General features: G+C 38.0%; 25 protein-coding genes and 1 pseudogene. 5 read left to right on the forward strand and 21 right to left on the reverse strand.

Features of this window, described 5'->3' with window-relative positions; all coding sequences use genetic code 11:
• Entirely contained in the window at positions 1-1,161 is a 1,161-nt protein-coding gene (locus FH508_RS14270) for an aminotransferase class I/II-fold pyridoxal phosphate-dependent enzyme (protein WP_173478940.1), read from the forward strand.
• A 109-nt stretch (positions 1,162-1,270) separates the two neighbouring features.
• Here FH508_RS14270 and FH508_RS14275 read toward each other — a convergent pair whose 3' ends face one another.
• A complete protein-coding gene (locus tag FH508_RS14275; protein WP_173478941.1) occupies positions 1,271-2,056 on the reverse strand; it encodes an alpha/beta fold hydrolase in 786 nt (261 codons plus the stop codon).
• A gap of 62 nt (positions 2,057-2,118) precedes the next feature.
• The gene (locus FH508_RS14280; protein WP_173478942.1) at positions 2,119-2,547 is read right to left on the reverse strand and encodes an NUDIX hydrolase; all 429 of its coding nucleotides are present in this window, start codon (positions 2,545-2,547) and stop codon (positions 2,119-2,121) included.
• A gap of 67 nt (positions 2,548-2,614) precedes the next feature.
• Between FH508_RS14280 and FH508_RS14285 the strand changes: the two genes are divergently transcribed.
• Positions 2,615-3,112, forward strand: coding sequence for a GNAT family N-acetyltransferase (locus FH508_RS14285; protein ID WP_370635640.1), 498 nt, complete (start codon positions 2,615-2,617; stop codon positions 3,110-3,112).
• A 34-nt stretch (positions 3,113-3,146) separates the two neighbouring features.
• Here the strand turns inward: FH508_RS14285 and FH508_RS14290 are convergent, their stop codons facing one another.
• The 4 genes from FH508_RS14290 to FH508_RS14305 all read right to left on the reverse strand — a co-directional run bounded on the left by FH508_RS14290 (position 3,147) and on the right by FH508_RS14305 (position 6,796).
• Positions 3,147-3,488 carry a cupin domain-containing protein gene (locus FH508_RS14290; protein WP_173478944.1) on the reverse strand — a complete coding sequence of 114 codons (342 nt, stop codon included), beginning with the start codon at positions 3,486-3,488 and terminating at the stop codon, positions 3,147-3,149.
• Between the two features lie 47 nt (positions 3,489-3,535).
• Positions 3,536-4,051: a GNAT family N-acetyltransferase gene (locus FH508_RS14295; protein WP_173478945.1), complete on the reverse strand. Its 516-nt coding sequence runs from the start codon at positions 4,049-4,051 to the stop codon at positions 3,536-3,538.
• 811 nt (positions 4,052-4,862) lie between these two features.
• Entirely contained in the window at positions 4,863-5,015 is a 153-nt protein-coding gene (locus FH508_RS14300; RefSeq protein ID WP_069513162.1) for a YpzG family protein, read from the reverse strand.
• A gap of 113 nt (positions 5,016-5,128) precedes the next feature.
• The gene (locus tag FH508_RS14305; protein ID WP_173478946.1) at positions 5,129-6,796 is read right to left on the reverse strand and encodes a sensor domain-containing diguanylate cyclase; all 1,668 of its coding nucleotides are present in this window, start codon (positions 6,794-6,796) and stop codon (positions 5,129-5,131) included.
• Positions 6,797-7,004: 208 nt separating this feature from the next.
• On the opposite strand from FH508_RS14305, the pseudogene FH508_RS14310 reads away from it, so the two are divergent.
• Positions 7,005-7,358: pseudogene (locus tag FH508_RS14310) on the forward strand (GNAT family N-acetyltransferase).
• Between the two features lie 82 nt (positions 7,359-7,440).
• On the opposite strand, the gene FH508_RS14315 reads toward FH508_RS14310, so the two are convergent.
• The 7 genes from FH508_RS14315 to FH508_RS14345 all read right to left on the reverse strand — a co-directional run bounded on the left by FH508_RS14315 (position 7,441) and on the right by FH508_RS14345 (position 15,045).
• Positions 7,441-7,746 (reverse strand): DUF3784 domain-containing protein, encoded by a 306-nt coding sequence (locus tag FH508_RS14315; protein WP_217270316.1) that lies wholly within the window; start codon positions 7,744-7,746, stop codon positions 7,441-7,443.
• 107 nt (positions 7,747-7,853) lie between these two features.
• Positions 7,854-9,143, reverse strand: coding sequence for an alpha/beta hydrolase (locus FH508_RS14320; protein ID WP_173478948.1), 1,290 nt, complete (start codon positions 9,141-9,143; stop codon positions 7,854-7,856).
• 522 nt (positions 9,144-9,665) lie between these two features.
• On the reverse strand, positions 9,666-10,064 hold the full coding sequence (locus FH508_RS14325; RefSeq protein WP_173478949.1) for a carboxymuconolactone decarboxylase family protein: 399 nt from the start codon (positions 10,062-10,064) through the stop codon (positions 9,666-9,668).
• Between the two features lie 207 nt (positions 10,065-10,271).
• Complete coding sequence (gene argH / locus FH508_RS14330; RefSeq protein WP_173478950.1) at positions 10,272-11,645, reverse strand: argininosuccinate lyase; 1,374 nt, start codon at positions 11,643-11,645, stop codon at positions 10,272-10,274.
• 79 nt (positions 11,646-11,724) lie between these two features.
• Positions 11,725-12,918 carry an argininosuccinate synthase gene (locus FH508_RS14335; protein WP_173478951.1) on the reverse strand — a complete coding sequence of 398 codons (1,194 nt, stop codon included), beginning with the start codon at positions 12,916-12,918 and terminating at the stop codon, positions 11,725-11,727.
• 415 nt (positions 12,919-13,333) lie between these two features.
• Entirely contained in the window at positions 13,334-14,089 is a 756-nt protein-coding gene (locus FH508_RS14340) for an SDR family NAD(P)-dependent oxidoreductase (protein WP_173478952.1), read from the reverse strand.
• 8 nt (positions 14,090-14,097) lie between these two features.
• Positions 14,098-15,045, reverse strand: a complete 948-nt coding sequence (locus FH508_RS14345; RefSeq protein WP_173478953.1) for an MBL fold metallo-hydrolase — start codon at positions 15,043-15,045, stop codon at positions 14,098-14,100.
• Between the two features lie 388 nt (positions 15,046-15,433).
• Between FH508_RS14345 and proC the strand changes: the two genes are divergently transcribed.
• Together proC and namA are read left to right on the forward strand one after the other, a co-directional pair.
• A complete protein-coding gene (gene proC / locus FH508_RS14350) occupies positions 15,434-16,240 on the forward strand; it encodes a pyrroline-5-carboxylate reductase (RefSeq protein WP_173478954.1) in 807 nt (268 codons plus the stop codon).
• Positions 16,241-16,286: 46 nt separating this feature from the next.
• Complete coding sequence (namA, locus tag FH508_RS14355) at positions 16,287-17,297, forward strand: NADPH dehydrogenase NamA (RefSeq protein ID WP_173478955.1); 1,011 nt, start codon at positions 16,287-16,289, stop codon at positions 17,295-17,297.
• 237 nt (positions 17,298-17,534) lie between these two features.
• On the opposite strand, the gene FH508_RS14360 is transcribed toward namA, so the two are convergent.
• The 8 genes from FH508_RS14360 to rnz all read right to left on the reverse strand — a co-directional run bounded on the left by FH508_RS14360 (position 17,535) and on the right by rnz (position 23,852).
• Positions 17,535-17,813: a YuzB family protein gene (locus FH508_RS14360; RefSeq protein ID WP_173478956.1), complete on the reverse strand. Its 279-nt coding sequence runs from the start codon at positions 17,811-17,813 to the stop codon at positions 17,535-17,537.
• A gap of 700 nt (positions 17,814-18,513) precedes the next feature.
• On the reverse strand, positions 18,514-19,080 hold the full coding sequence (locus FH508_RS14365) for an NADPH-dependent FMN reductase (protein WP_173478957.1): 567 nt from the start codon (positions 19,078-19,080) through the stop codon (positions 18,514-18,516).
• An 11-nt stretch (positions 19,081-19,091) separates the two neighbouring features.
• On the reverse strand, positions 19,092-20,147 hold the full coding sequence (locus tag FH508_RS14370) for an LLM class flavin-dependent oxidoreductase (RefSeq protein WP_173478958.1): 1,056 nt from the start codon (positions 20,145-20,147) through the stop codon (positions 19,092-19,094).
• A gap of 14 nt (positions 20,148-20,161) precedes the next feature.
• A complete protein-coding gene (locus FH508_RS14375; protein ID WP_173478959.1) occupies positions 20,162-21,103 on the reverse strand; it encodes a ring-cleaving dioxygenase in 942 nt (313 codons plus the stop codon).
• 59 nt (positions 21,104-21,162) lie between these two features.
• Complete coding sequence (locus FH508_RS14380; RefSeq protein ID WP_173478960.1) at positions 21,163-21,600, reverse strand: MarR family winged helix-turn-helix transcriptional regulator; 438 nt, start codon at positions 21,598-21,600, stop codon at positions 21,163-21,165.
• Positions 21,601-21,708: 108 nt separating this feature from the next.
• Positions 21,709-22,329 (reverse strand): sporulation-specific diadenylate cyclase CdaS, encoded by a 621-nt coding sequence (gene cdaS / locus FH508_RS14385; protein WP_173478961.1) that lies wholly within the window; start codon positions 22,327-22,329, stop codon positions 21,709-21,711.
• Positions 22,330-22,484: 155 nt separating this feature from the next.
• The gene (locus FH508_RS14390; RefSeq protein ID WP_173478962.1) at positions 22,485-22,715 is read right to left on the reverse strand and encodes an acyl-phosphate glycerol 3-phosphate acyltransferase; all 231 of its coding nucleotides are present in this window, start codon (positions 22,713-22,715) and stop codon (positions 22,485-22,487) included.
• Positions 22,716-22,919: 204 nt separating this feature from the next.
• Positions 22,920-23,852: a ribonuclease Z gene (gene rnz, locus FH508_RS14395; RefSeq protein ID WP_173478963.1), complete on the reverse strand. Its 933-nt coding sequence runs from the start codon at positions 23,850-23,852 to the stop codon at positions 22,920-22,922.
• Between the last annotated feature and the right edge of the window lie 35 nt (positions 23,853-23,887).

Raw genomic sequence — 23,887 nt, forward strand, 5'->3', positions numbered from 1 at the left:
ATGAAGCAACATATTGAAACAGCGCTGATCCACGCTGGTGTGCGTGATGGCTATGAAAATAAAAAAGGTGCAGTAAATGTGCCAATGTATGTATCCTCTACGTTTCATCAAGAGAGCATCGATGAGTTCGGGGAGTATGACTATGCACGTTCTGGTAACCCGACGCGCGATGCATTAGAAAAAGCTGTTGCAGAGCTTGAAGGTGGCGTTCGAGCACACGCCTTCTCTTCAGGAATTGCGGCTGTTTCCGCAGCATTAATGTTATTATCTCAAGGTGACCACATCGTTATTACTGAAGATGTCTATGGTGGCACATATCGCTTTGTTTCGAAAGTATTACCTCGTTTTGGGATTTCTCATACATTCGTTGATTTCTCTGATTTAGCGGCGATTGAAGCAGCGATTACACCTGCAACTAAGCTTCTTTATATGGAAACACCATCAAATCCAACACTCGGGATTACTGACATTCGTGGGGTAGTTGCGTTAGCTAAACAATATCAATGTTTAACATTTTTAGATAATACGTTTATGACGCCTTTACACCAACGTCCTCTTGATTTAGGGGTAGACGTAGTCATTCATAGTGCTACGAAATTTTTATCTGGTCACTCTGATATTATTGCTGGTCTAACAGTTACAGCCGATGAGCAATTAGGAAACGACCTTTACTTTATCCAAAATTCTTTTGGCAATATATTAGGTGTGCAAGATTGCTTCACATTACTGCAAAACATGAAAACTACGGATGTGCGCTTTAGTCGTTCTACGGCATCCGCACAAAAGATTGCACAGTTTTTAGAATCGAACCCAGTTGTGGAACAAGTGTATTATCCAGGTCTTGCTTCACATCCTGGTTACGATATCCATCATAGCCAATGTACAAGTCCAGGTGCAGTATTGTCTTTCCGCCTACCAAACTATGCCGCAGCAAAAGCATTAGTGGAAGCTATGAAAATCCCTGTTTTTGCAGTATCTCTCGGTGGTGTAGAATCCATTCTCTCCTACCCAGCTAAAATGAGCCATGCAGCGATGGAGCCTGAAGAACGTTCAAAACGTGGAATTACAGATGGCCTATTACGATTTTCAGTAGGATTAGAGCATGTTGATGATCTAATTGCCGACTTTGCCCAAGCATTAGAATTTGCTGCTAAAGCATAAATATTCAGAATTGTTCGGGTGACTGGCACTTCAAACAAACCCACTTCGCTTCTGCGGCCACAGTATATGCCGTAGGAATGAAGTGGGTTTTTAATTTGTTATTCAAAATTTAACAGCCTGAAAAAAATTCAGAATTGTTTGAGTGACTGGCACTAAGCCAATTATCAATAATTTCATTAAACAGTGCTGGATTCGCAAAGGAAATACCATGTCCAATATCGGCTACGACCATTCCTTTACAGTTAGCGTTGCTTTTCACTAAGTCGTTCGCGGATTTTTTCATCATTGATTTTTCTTTATCCCCAACCAACACAAGCATGGACGTTTTTACGTATTTAAAATTTTCTGGTATTAAGAATGACATATTTTCTGTTAGGACAGATATCAACGTCTGTTGAGACATACGGCAACTATCTTCATAATATTGCGTAAAGTTTTCTTGAGGAATATAAAGTGACTTAGCTTGAATTTTTGAAAATGTTCGATTTGAAATAAGAGGAGAAGTGAGTTTTATCGCTGGAGCAATCCATTTTTTTAAACTAGGCATAGGCCTTACTAAAGCACTATATATAATTGCACGATCAACTAAATTTGGTCTCATACTTAGCAATTGCACAATTATTTGCGCCCCTAAGGAAAAACCGATAATTGTTATGTTTCGATTATTAGATACCTTTTCTATTAGGTCAATTACTTGCTCTGCAGCTTGTTTCATTGAAAAATATGTATTTTCGCTATTTTTCCCATGTCCAGGTAAATCAGGGACTAAACAATGATAGTGTTGTGCAAAGTATTCTATTTGTTTTTCCCACATCCATCCACTGACACCTCCCCCATGTAAAAACACGATAAGTGGCGCATTTTTGTTTCCAAACTCTTCATAATAAATCGTCAAAGTTTTTACTCCTTCCATCTCAAATGAGTAGCTTCCTTGTCTTTATGATAATCACCCTTTATTTAACATAAAGGATTTTTTAATACCCGATATAAATAATCGCCATGTCCTTTTGCTAATACAACATTATCGTTTTCTTCAATCCAGTAAAATGTAAATCGTAAGTTACCTTCATTTAATCCTGTCGGGTTGTGTTGCCATGTAGGACGTGACTCATTTGATAGTAAATGGTAAAAATAACGTTTATGTATGGCTCCAGAATAATGTTCGGCATAATCTTGAGCAATTAAGCCTTTTACTTTCAAATTTGTTAAACCCGTTTCCTCTACCATTTCTCGTAGTACTGCTTCTAAAGGCGTTTCTCCGTCTTCAACTGTCCCTTTTGGAATTTGGATACCAGCTCCGAGGGTATTTTGTTCAAATACAAGCACTTGGATTCGCCCCTCCCATTCCCTCGTAATATAACCAAATGCTTTTTCCAAAACTTCCATTCATCCATCCCCTTTTATCAATTAAAATGTTACAATAATTAGAAATTATTGAAATTGTAGGTGATAAGTGTTGACACTCATTATACGACAAATGACGGAAGATGACATCTCTTTTGTGCAGGAAATTGCCAAGACAAGTTGGTTTGCAACATATGATGGAATCATACCGATGCAAATTCAGGAGCGCTTTCTCGAAGTTGCCTATAGCGGAAAACGTTTATTCACACGTCTTCAAAATAGCCTATTTTTAGTTGCTGAATTCGGTGAATCACTTGTTGGCTTTGCGAACTTTTCAGCTGTTAATAACAATGGACAAGCAGAGCTTTTCGCTATTTATTTACTTCCTGAAGCCCAAAACAATGGTATTGGCTCAGCTCTATTAGAATGTGGAATTGAAAAAATACAGGATATCACTTCATTGACTGTATGCGTGGAGAAGGACAATACAATTGGAGGACACTTCTACAAGGCAAAAGGCTTTCAGCAAGTAGAAGAATTCGATGATTTGTTTGATGGGCATATTTTAAGAACAATAAGATTAGAGCTTGCGTTAGCAAAAAAATAACGGAGTCACTTGCACCCCGTTATTTGCCCTTCCTTTATACAGGCAAATCAATTTGTATAGATTGAATAACGAGGGCTGTTAACCCTGTGTCACTTCCCGATGCATGCTCCTGCCCCTCTTTCCAATAAACCCCATCTCCTTGTTTTACAAGTAATTTTTTCCTCTCTTTACCATAAACCCATCCTTCTCCCTGAGTAACAATGAATAGCTGTGGAACTGGTGCTTCATGTAATCCAACTTCACCACCCGCTTCTATGTATATAAAACCAATATTCGTTGGCTCTACAGTTTTCAATATTTTAGTATAAGATGAATGAAAAGAGTCGTAATTGACAATTGCATTGCCACAATCCTTTGAGAAATGATATATTTTCATAAACTCCCTCTCTTTACTTAATCTTTTTATAGAATTGCGCCTACAACTTAAACCATTTTATACATTAACACATCATCAACATACTCACCGTCCCTTACTTTAATTTCGTTAATCTTCCTACCTTCTTCAATAAAACCCATTTTTTGATAAAGCGCAATGGCGCCTACATTTGTTGAAAACACGCCTAAGCATACTTTTTCAATTGCTGGATTGGCAACTGCCCATGTCAGTAATGCCTCTATTAGCCGTTTACCAATTCCCTGCCCTCTGTGATTTTTTTGTATCATCATGCCAAAACTGCCAGTATGAGCTAGACATTTTCGATTCGGTGATTGAAATGCAAGCCACCCTATGACCTCATTATGATGTTCTGCTACGAAAATTATTTCATGGTCATTTGCTAATTTCGTCTGGATCCACGATTGCTGTCCTTCAATAGTTTGTTGAAATTCCTCAGTTGTTGTTATTAAAAATAAATCTTCTGCTAAAACTTCACGTTGTATTTCAAGCATTTTTTGTGCATCAGCAAAATGTGCCACACGAATGGTAATTGGATTGTTCATTTCCTTCTCCCTCCTATTCCCTTATTTATTATATTTTACTATAAATTGTTACTTGGATATTATTTGTTTTAATTAATAACATGCAAATAAGCCCAGATATACTATCTGAGCTTGCAGACTGTAGACAAACTCGAAGTTTTTCGAATTTGTCTATAGTCTTTTTTTATTTAAAACTAATCTAGGTGAGGACTACTGCGGATAATTCGCTACAGGCGGGCGCTTTCCGCGGGCACATCGTAAGCCGCAACCCTCGCTAGCGCGCGGCTTGTTGCGTCTTACGTATTGTGCGTTCTGAGCAGGAGTCGCCCGCCTTTCGCTCCAATCAACTGAGCAAGCATACTGACAGAGAAATTTTATGTTACAACCTTCAAAAGGGGAAAAAGCTAAAATGTATCGACAGTGGGAAAGCTCATAGCTGACACTAAAAACGCAAAACCTTTTTTAACAAGGTTTTGCGTTTTAGATCGTTGATTTCCACTCCAGGCGGGCGCTTTCCGCGGGCACACCGTAAGCAGCAACCCTCGCTAACGTGCGGCTTGTTGCGTCTTACGTTCTGTGCGTTCTGAGCAGGAGTCGCCCGCCCTCCACTCCAAGCAACTTTATATGTATTACTAGCCGTCTACTATAATTAAGGCGAACAGCTTCATTGGGAAGGGATGCCGAAGAGTATGGCAAGAGGAAAGTAAGAACCCCTTTTTACAAAAAAAATTACAAAAGGGATTAAGATTTCTATTCTTAATCCCTTTTGTCGACAAGCTAAAAGCTCAGATATACTATCTGAGCTTGATAACACTTATTGCTTCTAGCATGATTAGAACTGTCGGGCTTTCGCTTCACTTCTCAAGATACGGTTATGAAGAGTTATCTCCGTTTCACCATTTACTTGAGATTTTGAACGCTTAATCCTTGTCCAGTTACGGTGGATTTTTTGAGATTTCGGGTCTAGTTGTTCAGGCCTACTCATTTTACATCCTCCTCATCAATATAGACTTCATAAGTGAATCCATGTTAGTATGACCATTTTTACAATTACTACACGTTCATATTCACTATTGTGAAAAAATAAGATTTAAAATGTTACCGTATCACAAAGTTATTTATACCATCATACGCTCTTAACATATTCCGACCACTTTCCTTAGCAATGTAAAGCGCCTGGTCTGCCTTATCAATTAAATCGTAAAAAGTCGAAATGTCCTTATCATTTGCAAATTCTGCAATGCCCACACTCACTGTCATCGGAATAAACTGCTCACCTATAGTAAAAGGACATTCTTCAACATTCTTTCTTATTCGTTCAGCTATTTTTACAGCACTATCCAATGTCGTTGCTGGAGATAATATTACAAATTCCTCTCCACCATATCTCGTTGTAATATCTTTTATTCGTACGGATTCTTTAATAATCTTTGCTACATGCTTTAATACCTCATCCCCAACTAGATGCCCATATGTATCATTAACATTTTTGAAGAAATCGATATCAATCGCTATACAGGAACAATGATGCTTATGGCTTTTACATTCTTGAAAAACAAGCTCACCTTGCTCAATTAAATAACGCCGATTATATAGTTTCGTTAGTTGGCAAGTAACCGATAACTCTCTAAGTAATATTGTATCTTCTTTCACTTTCGCGCTCATCTCATTAAAGGATGTACAAAGCTCTTGAAACTCTTTGGCATACGGTGCTAACTGTTTTTCATTAATTTGATAATCATAGTATCCTTGTTCAACCTTATCAACACCTTTAAGTAATTGTTGAATCGGCTCTTCTATTTTTTTCGTTATCATTAACATAACTTTAATAGTTAAAAATGTACCAAATAAAATACAAATTGCTAATAAGCCAAAGCGTTTGATTAAAGGTGTATATGCTTCCAACAGATTGACTTCAGAAATAAAGTACCATTTCCCTTGATTAATTGGCTTACTTTTTGCCAACACCCATTCTCCTTTTGCATCCTTATAGAAATTGATAGGTGATTGAGCTTGATTGGCTTGAGCTATCGTTAATATTCGTTCTTCAATGTTATTGTTTTGTGACAATATATTTGGAATAATTGCAGCAGCTTCTTTCTTATTGGGACCTAATTCAGTCAATAATGTCCCATCCTGATTGACTATATAAGCATGACCCTGAAAGCCCACTCTTGATTCATTTAAGAGCAAATCAACTGTTTTAAAATTTACAGTACCAAAAACTACACCATTAAATTGTTGCTGCTCATCTAATATTGGAGATGCGAAAGCAATGATTGGCTCTTTTGTTACTTTACTAATTAATACATCTGTAATATATTGCTGTTTCGTTCTTTTAGCTATTTGAAAATATGCACGATTTTTCACATCGATGCCAATCCCATTCTGTTGATTTTCGTTCACTGTATCGAATTGTACTATTCCTTCTTTGTTTACAAAGACTAAATCAGTAAAAACTGTTTGTTTTTTATATTCTTGAAAAAATGCCTGCGTTTGTTCATATTGATAGTCTTTGACAAAAGTTAAATTTGTTATTGTATGTATATCTTCAGAACGCTCCATTAACCAGCTTTCAACAAAGTACGTTTGAGCATCTAAGTAATTGGTCATTTCTTCTTTTTGATGGTTAATCGTTTGCTGATATTCATTAAAGATTGTCGGAATAAAAATACATAAACTCATGATAAAAATAATCACGATATGCCCTCTTCGAAGCTGGTTCCTTATCGTATTTTGCCATAAAACCTTTTTAATTATGTCCAAAACCTTTCCCTCCACAAAAATTAAATGGAAAATTTTTATTTTTCTTATCCAAAATACCATAAGAAAATGATTGTAGCAGTGAGAAATTTAATAGTTGAAAGGTAAATTAAAAGAAATAATTATGTTTTTGTTACAAATTCCCAAAAAATATTTAGGATCATACCTTATGGAAATAAGACATTTTCAAATAGAAGACAAAATAGGGTAGATTCGATGTAGGGTATTATCCTTTTTAAATACTGCTTATTTTGACTATGTTCTTCAGCACAGGACTATTAGATATTGAATACGAGTTGCAACCGCAAACTGTTTGTTCGAGAGGTGAAGGATTAGGAGGAATGATTGGGCATATTGCTGTTCATCCTGACTATCAAAAAATGGGTGTTGGCCATCAATTATTACAAGAAGGTGAAAATGAAATTGAGCAGACATTTATATCCGAAACACCTGAGCTCTATCCTGTTCAAGCCTTTGCGCACTATGTAGGGAGGAAAAAGAGATGATAAGAGTTCGCTATGCAAGAGTACATGAATGCATTTGTTTTGAGAAACAGTTGTTGTAAATAAATACTAAAACAATACTCAACGTAAGTCGAACTATTAGGTAATAAAAGTTCCGACTTACGTTGTACCGTTTCCCATGCTTTACTTTTTAAAGCGATTCGCCGAGTTCGCATATAGAAGCGTAAAAACAGTGAGCCCTATAAATAGAACGACACTAACAATAAAGAGCCATTCCGTTTTGAATACCCCATCGAGTGCCCATAATAGTATACAGAAAGAGTAACCATACATAATCTTTCCCATAAATTTAGCCAGCGCTTTTTCATTATAGATCTCTTTTTTACTTTCTTTCATCGTGTTATAACCTGCTATTAAAAATGCACCTTTGCCTCGCGATAAAACAATTGCAAAGATTAAAAATGGAATCATAATAATCAAACAGATCATGGTATCCACTATAAAAATTCCCCCAATATGGTTGCGATCGACGACGTTTTTGCGTGAACGGTAACGACTAATAACATATTTAAGCTTCTGCAAATTTGCATTTTCTACTAGTTATTTGCGATAAATTTTTGAATCGTCGGTAGTAAGTTTGGATGTAACGGTAATGTTGGGTCTGCATATGTAGCTAGATTCCCTTGTCGATTTTCTGGTGCGTTTTTTAAAATATGATTCATGCCATCCATATAAATTAGCTCTGCTTTTTTATTTCCATGCTTTAACGCTTCTGCATCAGTAGCCTTTACTTGAATATCATTCGTACCTTGAACAATTAATGCGCGACTTGTTAATTTTTGTAGCTCCATAGCTGGATTATATTTTAGCCAGGAAATCATATATGGCTGCACTGAAGCCCTAAATAATGGTTGTAGCTCAGGAGAGATATTTTTTACTTGCTCACCTTTTTTGAGTGCTGCAAGAATAGTTGTTGCTTCAGCAGTTAGAGTAGGTGTTAATTGACCAGTTATTTGCTCTAGCAACAATTCATCTGCAGCTCTGCCTGCACCTGCTATTGACACAAATGATTCCACGCTCGCTTTTTGTGCAGCAAGCATGCCTATTAACGAGCCTTCACTGTGACCAATAATATGGACGCTTGAGAAAGCTTTATTTGCAGTCAGTGCATTGAGGACTTGAACAGCATCATCAACATATAAATCGACGGAGATATCATCTTCTTTTGTTAACAAATTCGTATTATCTCCTATGCCTCTTTTATCATATCGCACACTTGCAATGCCCTCTTGCGCCAATCCTTCAGCAAGCATTTTCAAGCTATTATTTTTCCCAGCAATTGCAGAATTTCCATCTTTATCGGTCGGTCCAGAGCCTGCAATAATGAGAACGACAGGTGATGGCTCCTTATTACTTTTTTGCAGTGCGACAGTTAAATCGCCATCCTTTACAGGAACTGAAAATGTTTCATAGGAAACTGGCTCAGAAGGCTGTTCTTCGTAAGGTTTTAATAGCAGGCGGAATTTCCCACCATTTTGATTAAATGTTGCTTCAATTTGGTCGTCTTTTAATAATCCCTTCACTTCAATAAACGAACCATTTAAGTTAATGATAATTTGTACTTCATTCCCATCATACGTTACACTTTTAAATGGGTAGTTGCTTAAACCTTGTGCTGGAACAGATAAAGTTCCACCCTCTTTTTGTAAATCTACAATAACTGGTAGCGATGCATTTGGAATTTCAATGTCGCCTGCCCATTTCCCGATTAGTTGTTCATTCATCACTTGCCCCTCCTTCTTCTTGTCCGCCTTTGTTTCCTCTTCTTTTTGTGAACAGGCAACTAATAATAGTGCGATACAGCATAAAACAAATAGCTTTTTCATAAAAGTCCCTCCTTAGCAATAAAAAGTGTTACAAACGGCTTATATGTTAGATGAGGTCTTTGCACTATATATTTGCTAAATTCGCATTCCTTAAAAAACCATAGCGTGAAACTGTCATACTCAGAGTATAACAGTTGCATTTACAAAATCAACTAAAAATAGAAAAAGACCCAGAAAAATTCCGGGTCTTTTGGACACTTATACCTTCTATTTGATTGTACAGTTGCGGTTTCTACTTCATCCTAAGATTCAGTAACACAGAGTATTCTCTCATTACCTACTTCATAAGATATGTGAAGTATTCACCTTATTCAGCTGTGGCGGACTTTCCTGAGATTCATTGTCTACTGGTGTTGAACTTGAACTACTCATTCTGCATCCTCCTCATCAATTTCGATGATTAAGTGTATCCTTTAACAGTATGGGACACATTCCAAAAATCTATACATGTAGTTTTAAATTTTTTTATTTTTTTGTTGGACTACATGTTTAAAGGGATAGTCATACTATGTCACCACCAAATTACACATCTAATTTTACACTTAGCTGTTTTTCCTGAAAAACTTGCTGAGCAACCGTTAATGCGTTTTGCACGCGTGGAAACCCTATATAAGGCACTAATTGCAAAAGAGCTTCTACAATTTCTGTAGGTGTTAACCCTACATACAAACCGCGGGTAATATGCGTTTTTGTTTGTTGGATGGCACCTTGTGTAACAACTGCTGTGATTACGACAAGTGCTCGACTTTTTGCGTCAAGACCCTGCCGTGAATAAACATCTCCATAGGCGAACTCAATAATCATTTTACGTAAATCGGGCGCTATATCAGCTAGTGCATCTGAATCGACCATACGAGCTACTTCTTCTTCATTGACATATTGTTTTATCGTTTCTAACCCCTTTGTAAAACGATCCATCACATACTACTCCTCCCATTGATCTTATACAAAAACCCCAATTTCGCTTCTCCGAAAATTGGGGATTGTCCTTCACTTATGTCAGGTGCTCTTTTTTGTTTCACCCTCTGGCTCCACAGAAAAAGGAATAATAAGGTTTTCATAGTGCCTCACTGGACAGCTTTAATGAATATCTATGCAAATGTCGCTTAGGACTTGCACGCAAAATAGTTAAGAAAGACAGGCTTTTGCTTTCTCGATTTGAATAGTAACTTGGTCGAAACCTGTACCGCCTAATGAATGTCGACGGCGGACAGCAGCTTCTGGTGCTAATACTTCATAAATATCTGCTTCGATAAGCTCACTTTCTTTTTGCATGTCTTCAATTGGTAAATCTAATAAATAAATGCCCTTTTGAATACATGTAAAGACTAATTTACCTGTTACTTCATGTGCTTCACGGAACGGCATCCCTTTTGTTGCAAGATAATCCGCCAATTCCGTTGCATTGGAGAAGTCAGAGTGTACTGCCTTGTGCAGACGCTCTGTATTTACTGTCATCGTGCGCACCATACCTTCAAAGATTTTTAAAGATCCTAGAATCGTATGCACGGTATCGAACATACCTTCTTTGTCTTCTTGCATATCTTTGTTGTAAGTTAACGGTGTCCCTTTTAATACAGTTAGTAAGCCCATAAGGTTACCGTAGACACGACCAGTTTTTCCTCGAATTAGCTCTGCCATATCGGGATTTTTCTTCTGTGGCATGATGGAAGAGCCTGTAGAGAAGGCATCATCCAATTCAATAAATTTAAATTCATCTGTTGACCATAAAATAATTTCTTCAGCAAAACGAGATAAATGCGCCATTAATAACGATGAATTACTTAAAAATTCGACGATAAAATCACGGTCACTTACCGCATCCATGGAATTTGCGTATACTTCACTAAAGCCAAGTAGCTCTGCTGATTTTAAACGATCAATTGGGAAAGTTGTCCCAGCCATTGCTCCAGCACCTAGTGGTAAAATATCAATACGTTTCATGGATTCTGTCAAACGTTGTTTATCGCGTTCAAGCATCCAAAAATAGGCCATTAAATGATGGGCAAAAGAAATCGGTTGCGCACGTTGTAAATGCGTATAGCCTGGCGCAATGGTTTCAACATGCTCCTCTGCTTTTTCTAATAACGTTTTTTGGAATGTCTCGATTAAATCGATTGCTTCCTTTACACGTTTCTTTAAGAAAATATGCATATCTGTTGCTACTTGGTCATTACGGCTACGTCCTGTATGAAGTTTACCACCAACTGGCCCGATGCAATCAATAAGCATTTTTTCAAGGTTTAGATGTATATCTTCATTCGCAACAGTAAATTCTAGTTCACCAGCGATTGCTTTTTCCTGAAGTTGTGCAAGACCGCTAAGAATCGCTTCTACATCGGCTGCTGGTAAAATTCCTGTAGCACCAAGCATCGTCACATGTGCGACACTACCTTCTAGGTCTTCCAATACAAGTTGTTGGTCAAAGCCGATTGATGCACCAAACTCATCAACCCAAGCTTCTGCTGATTTTTGGAAACGTCCGCCCCAAAGTTTTGTCATAACAGCTCACCTTTTTCTACATTTCTTATCGAAAAGGTGCAGTACAGCGTTCATGCTACACTACACCCTAATGTAATAATTATTTTTTATTAACTGAAGAGTTAACCACTGTTGGCAGACCCCATAGTTCGATGAAGCCTACAGCTGATGCGTGGTTAAATTGGTCTTCTTTAGAGTAAGTTGCTAATTTTTCATTGTATAGTGAATTTGGTGATTTACGTCCTTCGACAATCGCATGACCTTTATAAAGTTTCACACGAACAGTACCATTTACGTATTGTTGTGATTCTGCAAGGAATGCTTGTAATGCATCACGTAAAGGAGAGAACCATAAACCATCGTAAATTAGTTCAGATAATTTTTTCTCAATAACTGGTTTGAAGTGTGCTAATTCTTTCACTAGTGTTAAGTCTTCTAGCTCCTTATGCGCAGTTAAAAGTACTTTTGCACCTGGAATTTCATATACTTCACGAGATTTAATACCAACTAAACGGTTTTCAACATGGTCGATACGGCCAACACCGTGAGCACCAGCTATTGCGTTCAGTTCTTGAATTAAATCAGCAAGCTTCATTTCTTTGCCATTTAATGAAACTGGTTTACCCGCAATGAATTCGATTTCCACATATTCTGCTTCATTTGGTGCATTTTCAACAGAAACTGTTAAGCCATAAGCTTCTTCGGGTGGTGATACCCAAGGATCTTCCATTACACCCGCTTCGTTTGCACGGCCCCATAAATTTTGGTCAATTGAGAATGGTGAATCTAATGTTGCAGGAATCGGTACATTATGTTGCATTGCATATTCGATTTCTTCATCTCGGCTCCAGCCCCACTCACGTACAGGTGCTAAAACCTCTAAATCTGGATTTAATGCTTTAATAGAAACTTCGAAACGAACTTGGTCATTACCTTTACCTGTGCAACCGTGAGCTACTGCGTCCGCACCCACTTGGTTAGCAATCTCCACTAATTTTTTAGAAATTAAAGGACGTGATAGTGCTGATACTAATGGGTATTTTTGTTCGTACCAAGTATGCGCCTGTAACGAAATAAGTGCATATTGTTCAGCGAATTCATCCTTTGCATCAACCATATACGATTCAATTGCACCTACTTGAAGTGCTTTATTTTTTACAAATTCAAGATCTTTACCTTCACCAACGTCTAGACAAACTGCAATTACGTCCCAACCTTGTTCTTTTAACCACGGAATTGCTACAGATGTATCAAGACCGCCTGAGTATGCTAATACTACTTTTTTATTTGCCATACGAAATGCGCCTCCAATTGCTCTATATGATATGTATGTTTATACAATCACTTAAAAGTTTATACACGAATAGTATCATGTTATAAAAATAAATACAAGTGCATTTTTATAAAAAAATGCACTTTTGCGAAGAATGTTAAAAGTCTACAATACCAATAACTATCGCTAGTATTCGAACAGTGATTATTTTCACTCGAAAATACGACTTATTCCTATATAGAAGTGTATACAATATTAAAAAGGTAAGCATGTAATGCGCAAAAACCCACATCGCTTCCCTCAGGAAACAACGTGGGTTTTCACTTGAATATTTATAATTGTTTGGGTGCCTGACACTAAATAAATGTGCATTACTGCAAGGTCTTCGTAGGGTTATTAGCTTGAATATTTATAAATTGTTTGAGTGACAGGCACTTTATTTCTTGTTGAATAACGGTTTTGCTAAAAATTCGATGGTAGCGGGCGCTAATGCATAAAGTTTACTTGTCCACCCCATCATTCGAGGCAAGTTCACTTCTCGTACTGGCCGTTCAATTGTTTTTACTGTCGCTTGTGCCACCTCTTCTGGCGTTAATAATAATCTACCTAACGACTCTCGATAACCACTTTCATCATTGACTTTATCTAAAAAAGGTGTGTCAATTGGTCCAGGATGAATGGCTGTTACTTTAATATTGTACGGAGCTAGCTCCATACGCAAGCCATTAGTAAAGCCTACAATGGCGTGTTTTGTCGCCGCATAAACACTTGCTTTAGGTGTCGCTACCTTACCAGCCTGTGAACCAATAAATATTAATTGACCTTGCTCACGCGCAATCATTTTAGTCGCTATACGATTTGCTAAATAGATTGGAACACGAATATTGAGCTCTACCATTTGAGTAATATCTTCATCAGATAACATCGGTGCAATAGCAAACTTCCCTACACCAGCTGAAAAAATGGCTACATCGAGCATAGGTAGTTGCGCACATACTTTATCAATGGCAGTTAGAGAAGTTAAGTCCGCTTGTATTACATTAGCGCCTAAACGTTGTAATGTTTTTAAAGCTACTTCATTACGCCCTGTTGCATATACGATATGCCCTTGTGCAACTAATAATTCAGTAATTTTCAAGCCAACTCCACTCGTTGCACCTGTTACAAAGATTGTCTTTTTATTCATTTCCATGTATAAACCTACTTTCGTTTAAACAAATAGACACCTTCATTATTCTTCTCAGAAACCACTAGGTTATTTGCCTCTAAATAGTCTAAATGTCCAAGCGTTTTTGATAATGTTAAGCCAAGCTGATGCTGAAAAATCGATGGATATAAACGTTTTGTCATTTGTACGACTGTTAGTTCATCGCTTCCAAATAAATCATACACCTTCATTGATTGATGATGTTGACGTTCGAGACGCTTCTCAATTAAATATGGGATATCTTCTAAATTTGCTCCATGCCCTGTATACATAATGTTGACAGGCAATTGACGCAATATTTCAAGCGATTCATTATATTGCAATAATGATTTCGGACGGCCTAATGTGCGATCTAAAGGTGGCTCGATTAATGGATTAGGTGTAATTTTTTCTAATAATAAATCACCACCGATAACATTATGCGTGTTTTCATCCCAAAAAATAAAATGACTTTGTGCATGTCCTAATGTTTCGATTGCCTTTAAACCAGGATGCCCTGGTACTTCATCTCCATCATGTAAAATTTGTGTCAATGGGCGTTCCCCCACAAGCTCTAATTCTCGACGAACATGGACGCTCTGTTGAATATATTCTCGTGGGACGCCATGTTCGAACAAACGCTCACTGTAAAACATCTCATGATAACGTAAAAACTCTTCGTCATGGCGCAGCCATTTATCGTTATAGGCATGGCCTAAAATTTCCGCATAAGGAAAAGCATCCACCCAACCTGCATGATCGGGATGGTGATGGGTTAATACAACCTGTTCTATATCTCGTAAATCAAAGCCAGCTGCTCGAATTCCCCATTTTAGGGCATCATAAGCTTCCATTGTTTTTGGACCAACATCAAATATGGTTAATGCATCTCCTTTGACTACAAATGCATTGACGTCTCCTACTGCATAGGGTGTTGGAATTTCTATTTTATGTATCGACAAAGCTGTCTCCCCCTTTTTTACGCTACTAATGAATACCGATTCATCTATTCTACAAGTTTTTCTTTCTTAAGTCACCCCTCCAGTTGACAGCTTGACATATTATCAATATAATTTTGAATAATCAAATTATTTATGTGCGTTGAGGAAGCCAAGTATGTAGTTGGTGAAGGTGTCAAGAGAGTGTTACGTTTGCTGCAAGTAACATCACCCACTCCCATTACAGAACCTACTTCTGAGCAGTTATGACAACATAACCGTCCCCTTGCGATAAAAGGGCTAAGAGTTGTGCCAATTGGCAAACAAAGGTGGTACCGCGGAAACGAGAGCGTTTTCGTCCTTCAATATAAGGACGAGAGCGCTTTTTTATTTTGAATCGGAGGTTTTTCCTATGAAAAAAATACTTTTTATTGGTGCAGGTTCGATGGCTGAAGCATTAATGCAAGGCTGGATTAAACAAAATGTATTTAAAGCACAAGAAATTTATGTCACCAATCGCTCAGATAAGGATCGTTTACAATTTTTACATGACACGTACGGCATTCATTGTAACTTTGAAGAATCGATTTATCAGCAAGCAGATCTTATTATTTTAGCTATGAAACCAAAGGATGCCATAAAGGCTATGCTTGATTTGCAATCAAAAATAACAGCGCATACTGCAATTCTTTCCATATTAGCAGGTATTGCCATTAGCACAATAACTGAGCAGTTAGGATTACGCCCTGTAGCTCGAGTGATGCCGAATACTTCTGCAACAATTGGTATGTCAGCAAGTGGTATTGCATTTAATGATCAGGTAACAGCTACACAGCGTACAATGTTTTTACAATTATTAGAAGCTGTTGGATCGGTAATTGAGGTGGAGGAAGATCAGCTCCATGCCGTTACAGCGCTATCTGGCAGCGGCCCTGCTTATATTTATTATTTAATGGAAGCATTCGAACGTGTAGGAATTGAAGTTGGACTGTCAAAAGACACTGTAAGATTGCTGATGACGCAAACACTTGCTGGAACAGCTGAAATGCTAAAACAATCCGTTGATGAGCCTAATGTACTGCGGAAAAAAGTTACTAGTCCAGGGGGTACAACAGAAGCTGGAATTAAAGCGCTCGAACAATATCAGTTTAATGAAGCGATTGAAGCATGTATAAAAGAAGCAGAAGCTCGATCTCGCTTACTTGCAAAAAGTAAGTAACCCATGCAAAATAGAGGTATTAACTAGGAATTAGGAGGGCTCTGCTTTGATTAAATTATTTGAACCATACCAATTACAATCGATTAAGTTAAAAAACCGCATTGTCATGGCCCCAATGTGTATGTATTCTGCTAAAGAGGATGGTTTTGTTACACCTTTCCACCTTGTGCATTATGCAACGCGTGCCGCTGGACAAATTGGATTAATAGTATTAGAGGCTACTGCTGTAGTACCTGAAGGTCGAATCTCTAGTAATGACCTCGGTATTTGGGATGATGCGCATATCGAAGGGTTACAGCAAGTAGTAACAAATATGCAAGCTTACGGTGCTAAAACAGGTATTCAGCTTGCCCATGCAGGACGTAAAGCAACAGTAGATGGTGAAATTTTCGCTCCCTCAGCCATTGCTTTTAGCGATGAGTATAAAACACCATCTGAAATGACACTTGACGATATTGACTATGTCGTTGAAGCCTTTAAAAAAGCTGCCATTCGCGCCCGTCAAGCAGGATTTGATGTGCTTGAGATTCATGGTGCACATGGCTATTTAATTAGTGAATTTTTATCACCAGCAACGAATAAACGAAGTGATCAATACGGTGGTTCACAAGAAAATCGCTATCGTTTGCTACGTCAAGTAATTGATGCAATTCGAAGCGTTTGGGAAGGCCCTCTTCTCGTTCGTGTTTCTGCGGAAGACTATGCACAAGATGGCACAACAATGGAAGACTTTATCGTCTTTAGTCGATGGATGCAATCACAGGGCGTAGATTTAGTCGATGTCTCCACTGGTGGAGTCGTTCAAGCACATATTCATGCGTTCCCTGGCTACCAAGTTCCACATGCCGAAGCGATAAAGCTTGGGGCAAATATTCCTACTGGTGCGGTTGGTCTCATCACACACGCGCAGCATGCGGAAGAAATTTTGCAAAATAATCGCGCTGATTTAATTTTCTTAGGTCGTGTTTTATTACGAGATCCTTATTGGCCGCTCCATGCTGCAAAAGAACTTGGCGCAAATATTGAACCACCTGTGCAATATGTTCGAGGTTGGTAACTTGACCTCTTAATTCATACCTAGTCACGCTGATAGCATGTTAACGTTGATGCTATCAGCGTTTTGTTTATTCGCGATTTCGTTGATCATAAAACTTTAGCGGCGATTTCCCGCAGTCTAGCGGCGATTCAACTAGATTTATCGGCGATTCCATTGTGCTTATCGGCGATTCAACTAATTTTATCGGCGATTTCTCCATGTTTACAGGCGATTTTCCTACTACAAAAACCTATCATTTTAAAAAAGTGGGTTCTGCTTGATTTCTTCATCAATTGCTTGTACAAGTGACGGTGCGTCAGGTGCCGTAATAATCTCTCCATTAACAATGGCAAAGAGACCTTGCTCACAAATTTCACAGTGTGAAGTACAACCAGATTCTTCTATCTCTATATCTGAGCGTTCAGCTAATACGTCGTAGGCATCAGCTGCACCAAGGGATAAGTTTGTTATACAAAACTCGACTCTATTCGTCATTTGCTGAGGCTTTTTATTTTTCTTAAACAATGAAAATACCATAAAATCTCCACTCCTTTTAACTACATTCTCCCAGTTTCTAATGCACAGGTCCAATCTAAATGTCCATTTCTTTTACTAGTGTTGATGTCTTCGTGACAATTTAGTAACGAATGTGTATTGAGCAAACCTTTTCGTGAATATACGCCACAACGGCAAATTTCATTAAATATGCTCCCTTTCATAAGTAGTCCCTAGTTAAAAATAATTGCAATAAATCTTGTGGAACTTGAACGGAATCTTTGTAAAAAAGGTAAACGGGGACACTAGGTAATGCGAAAGTGTTATGCGAAGTGTCAGGCACCCAAACAATTTTGAATAACCAAGTAAAAATCCACGTAGACTCCTGCGGGAACGCACGCAATGTAAGACGCAACAATCCGCGCGTAGCGAGGGTTGCGGCTTACGTGAGTGCCCGCGGAAAGCGAAGTGGATTTTTACGATTTAGGAGCCGATATTATGCTAGGTCCTATGCGAAGTGCCTGGTGCTAAAGTATTTACACTAGTTAATTGGAGTGACGGGCGGTGACTCCTGTGAGAACAGCACAGAACGTAAGACGCAACTACCCGTACGTTCGAGAGTTGCGGCTTACGTGAGTGCCCGCAAAAAGCGTCCGCCCGCAATGTAAAACACCACTGCATGACTACCATACAGTGGTGTTTATTATTCTTTTAAATTAGTAGTCTTCCCCTTAAAGTTGCGTTAAAAATCATATTCCGCATCTTTTTTAGCACGGATTTCAGCGAAAGCATCTGCTACCATAATCGTATCTTCGGCTAAACGCTCTAAGCGGAAGAGGACATCGTCATTGACAATTTCTTGACGTAAAAAATCCTTTTCTTCTATAAAAACGTAGGTCGGTACAATATGTGCTTTCATATAAGCAAGTATTGGCTTTAGCTGTTGCTCAACCATTAAATAATGTTTCGATGTCCCTGCTGTCACTATTGCGCTCACTGTTTTGTCTCGAAAGGCATTGACGGGGAGCAAATCGAAAATATTTTTTAAAGTTGCTGGTATGGATGCTTGAAATGTCGGTGTACCAATTACCAATGCATCCGCAGCCATAATAGTTTCTGCTACATACTTCGTATCACCCTCGTAATCTACATAATTTCGACCATCACTGAATGCAATATTATACTGAGCTAGGTCTAGAATTGTCACTTCATGCTCTGGGTATTTTTCATGTAGTATATCAACGATTTTATGAATGGCTATTTTTGTTTTTGAGCCTACGATTGAACCTGCTAGTGCTACGATTTTCATGTTGTTCGCCCCTATTTCGCTGTATATTTTTTTATTGCTGGTATGATATCATTACCGATAATTTCAATATTTTTCATCAATTTATCGAAAGGTACTCCACCAAAATCAATTTGTGCCATAAAACGTTGCATGCCATAAAGTTCATATTGATAAAGCAACTTTTCAATAATCTGTTCTTTACTACCGACCATTAATGCATCACGTGGATCGACTGCTTGAGCAAATTGTTGTTTTGGATAGCCACCGCCACGAATGGCTTGAAAGCCCCCATTTAGGTGTGGGTACATATTTTGCAACGCTTCTTTCGATGTATCCGCAACATAAAATAAACTTGTTGTGGCAATGGGTAGCTGCTCTGCATCAAAACCGCTTCTTTCGGCTGCCTCACGATATGCATCGACAGATGGTTTAAAGTTTATTGCAGGTCCGCCTAATGTTGTTAACATCATCGGAATACCCATGTAACCAGCTTTTATCGCACTTGCGGGCGGACCGCCAACAGCGCGCCAAATTGGTAGTGAACCATTTTTAGGCTGTGGCAAAATTTGTGCATTGTGAAGAGGAGCTCTATACTTCCCTTCCCATGTCACGAGCTGTTCATCATTAATTTTTTTTAATAGCTCTAATTTTTCCTCAAAAATTTCTTCGTAGTCCTGTAAATTGACGCCAAGTAAATGATATGCCCCAACCCGTGAACCTCGCCCTGCTACTATTTCTGCACGTCCATCAGATATTAAATCAATTGTCGCAAAATCCTCATAGACTCTTACAGGATCTGAGACACTCAATACAGTTGCAGAGCTTGAAATTTTAATTTTTTTCGTTGCTTGTGCAATCGCGCCTAAAACGACTGTATGTGCTTGTGTTGTAAAATACGATTGATGACTTTCACCTACGCCAAATACATCTATCCCTGCTTGCTCTGCTAATTGGCTCATTTCAATTAGCTCCTGTATACGTTGCTGAGCAGATAACCGCTCACCTGTTAAAGGGTTTGGAATATGATCTCCCAATGAATAAAGTCCAAATTCTAAGCCTGCTGATTGATCGATACGATAGTTTTCCATTGTGCTCTCTCCTTTTAATCAAGTGGTTCTAAAATCGCTTCAATTTCTGCACGTTTTCCTTCTAAAAATGGTGGCAGATCAAGTTTATTCCCTAAATCTTCTATAGCGGAATCTACAGTAAAACCAGGTCCATCTGTCGCCATTTCAAAGAGAATGCCGTTACGATCTCTAAAATAGAGACTTTGGAAGTAATAACGGTCCACAACGCCCGAGCTGTCTAAACCACGTGCTTTAATTAATTCATCCCATTTATTCAGTTCTTCTAGCGTTGCTACTCGTATTGCAAGGTGATGGATACTGCCTCGCCCTGGTTTTTCACTTGGTCCCTCCAATTCCTTAACAAGGATTTCACCAAATGTTTCTCCCGCAATCGATTGAAGTCGTACTTCTTTGTCATCTTCAGTGACAACTGTATAGTCAAAAAGTTCTTGTAATAAATTCACTGTACGCTGTAAATAACGAACCGTAATTTCAACAGTGCCCATCCCTAAAATCCGATGTTCTGGTACAATATCAGTCCCATCCCATACTTGCCATTCGGCTGGAATCGGCTGTCCATTATGATTAATAAGCACCAGACGTAGCCCTTCATGATCTTCAAAAAACAATGCATCTTTACCCGCATATGTCACAATGTCACTATGTTCCACTTGTAAAAGCTCAAATCGATTTTTCCAGTATATTAAACTATCATAACTTTGCACTAATAACCCTATACGCGTAATAGCATTTGTTCCACGTACTGTTCGTCCTGCTACAGGCATTTCAAAAAATGTTAATTCTGTTCCAGCTGATCCTGTACGATCACCATAAAATAAATGGTACATCGAAGGCGAATCTTGATTGACTGTTTTTTTCACACGACGTAAACCAAGGATTTTTGTATAAAACGCATTATTACTTTTTCCATTTTTTGTTAACATTGAAATATGATGATGTCCGCTTAATTTATTCAAAGTAGAGTCCTCCTAATTTTCACTTGACTAAGCAAGTGATGTTGTAAAAAAAACTACACCTAAGGTAATTTTTTTTCACGGCTATGCTTTTCTAATTTCGACATAAGTGTATATAAAGATTTCATTTCTTCCTCTGATAGAACGTCCTCAAAAAACGAGGATTGAAAGTGAAGCTGACTTGGTGTAGCCGCATCAATTAAATGCTCACCTTTTTTTGTTAATGATATTGTTTTTGTTTTCCAATTTTGTTTACGCTCAATTAGTCCCTCTTTTTCAAGACGGGCAAGCATTCGTGATATACCACCTTGCGTAACTGTAACTTTTTCCGCGAGCTGCGACTGTGTTAAAGGTGCATACGTCTTAATTTGAATTAGTACATCAAACTGAGCTGTTGTTAAATTAAAACGCTTTAAAAATTCATTCGATAGTTGATTACTTTGATTGGTAAAGCGCATCATTCGCAACCATGTTAGTGAGCCTAGTGTATGTTTTTCCATCACTTTGCCCTCCCTTCTTCGAACTGTATCATCACTTTACCACGCAAGTGAGCCAGTTGCAAGGAAAATATCTCGAATTTGAGATATTATTTAAAGAGCCTATTTTCACTATAAAATTCCTTCTGATGTAATGGGATGTAAGCTACCATTAAAAGCAAAAGAAATTCTTCCCGTTTCTTCTGAAATTACCATGATTAAAGCATCACTGCGCTCACTTAAACCTATCGCAGCACGATGTCTCGTTCCAAGTTTTTTATCGCCTGTATTAATGTCTGAAAGTGGTAGTACATTTGCTGCTGAAATAATTCGATTACTCTTAACTAAGACAGCGCCATCATGCAGAGGATTGCCTGGGTAAAAAATGGACTCTAATAAAGAATGTGTTAATTCTGCCCCAATATGAATTCCTGGCTTTATAATATGCTCAATAGGATTCTCTCTTTCAAATACTATTAATCCGCCATGGCGTCTTTTGGACATATTTTGCACGCAAATCGATAGCTCGGGATATTTTTCTGTAAATGGAGACAAATAGCAATTTAAATAAAACGTAGCTGCCTGCATTTCTATCGTTATAAATTGTTCCTTAATGTTATTTAAATCTGCTAGTAGGCATTCTTCTATTGTATCCATTGCGCTTAAACTTTGCTGTAAAGACAATATCAGTTCACTAAGTTCTTCTTTAATGGTTTGTTTTAATGGAGCAGAATCACAATTTGGTTGATTCATGAGTACACCTCAGTTCTTTATAATAACGATTCATACTTTGTATTTTTAGTTTTCCTATATGATAATTTTTTATTCGCTTTATCATTCACTTTCTATTAAAAAACACGTTGCATCTTTTACAAGATACAACGTGTTGCTTTGAACGTTATAGTTTATTACATATGACCAGCGCGGATTTTTTTGACGATGCGAAAGGTTGTAAAAGCTGCTGCTGGTGCAAGTACTGCGATAAAAATGAGCCATACCTTCAAGCTCTCTGTTGATTTTAATAAATCATAATTTGAAGTAACATAAATAATGAGTCCGCCTAATAGTAAATAGCTTAACACGTTTGGAAAGATAACGAGTAAACGTAAAACAGCTGGTGGCATCTTTTGTTGATCCATACAACCACTCCCCTTTACTTAATTATACGGAAATCATCTATTAAACGCACTATATTTCTACAATTTACCTAGCTTTTAACAACTTTACTTTATACTTACCAGCCGTTTGCTCTAGCTTTAGCCTTTTGGGAAAACGTCTATTCTAGTTGTTATGTGCTTTACTAATATTTATCGACTTCCATAGTATTAAACACTCATCGGAAACTATAATAATTTCTCCTGACTCCAATTAAATACCGATTGGTCTGATGTGAGGAAAGTTTGTGGAAAGATTGCTTGAGCTTCTGCTAAAAATACTGGCAAATCATGTGGCAAAAAACGTGCACTTAAATGATTAAGAAGTAAGTATTTTGCACCTGCTCTACTAGCTACCATAGCTGCCTCCACATTTGTTGAATGCCCATAGCTAGCTGCTAAATCGGTTGTGCTCCCATCAAATGTTGCCTCATGTACAAGGATATCTGCATGATCCGCCAATGAAATTGCTTCTTCGCAGTATTTCGTATCCCCTAAAACTGTAAGTATAAAGCCTTTTTTGGGAGGTGCAACAACATCCTTTGCTCTAATGATTGTTCCATTTTCTAGTTCAATGTCTTGTCCTCTTTTCAACTTGCCAAGTAAAGGTCCTTTTGGTACACCGAAAGTTTGTACTTTCTCCATCAGTAATTCACCAGGTAAGTCCTTTTGCTCTATTCGGTAGCCAAAGCATGGAACAACATGACGTAATTCACTAGCATGCACTGTAAACTTTTCATCCTCGTAAATAATACCATCGTGTACTTCTACAAATTGTAATGGGTACGTTAAATGTGTTTTTGATAATGCAAATGTTTGCTCTACCCATTGCTGTAAGCCTGCTGGTCCAAAAATAGTCAGCGGCTCATCTCCACCTTGAAAAGACCGCGAGCTCAAAAATCCTGGTAAACCAAAAATATGGTCCCCATGTAAATGCGTGATAAATATTTTTGACACTTTACGTGGCTTTAATGATGTATGCAAAATTTGGTGTTGTGTCGCCTCTCCACAATCAAATAGCCACATTTCACCGTTTTCATCTAGTAGCTTTACCATTAATGCGCTCGTATTGCGTTCCTTTGAAGGCATGCCTGCGCCTGTTCCTAAAAAATGCAGTTGCACAACTGCCACCTCAATTCTTTTTCTGTCGTTCTATT

Source organism: Lysinibacillus sp. CD3-6, assembly GCF_006351725.2.
Taxonomy (GTDB): Bacteria; Bacillota; Bacilli; order Bacillales_A; family Planococcaceae; genus Lysinibacillus.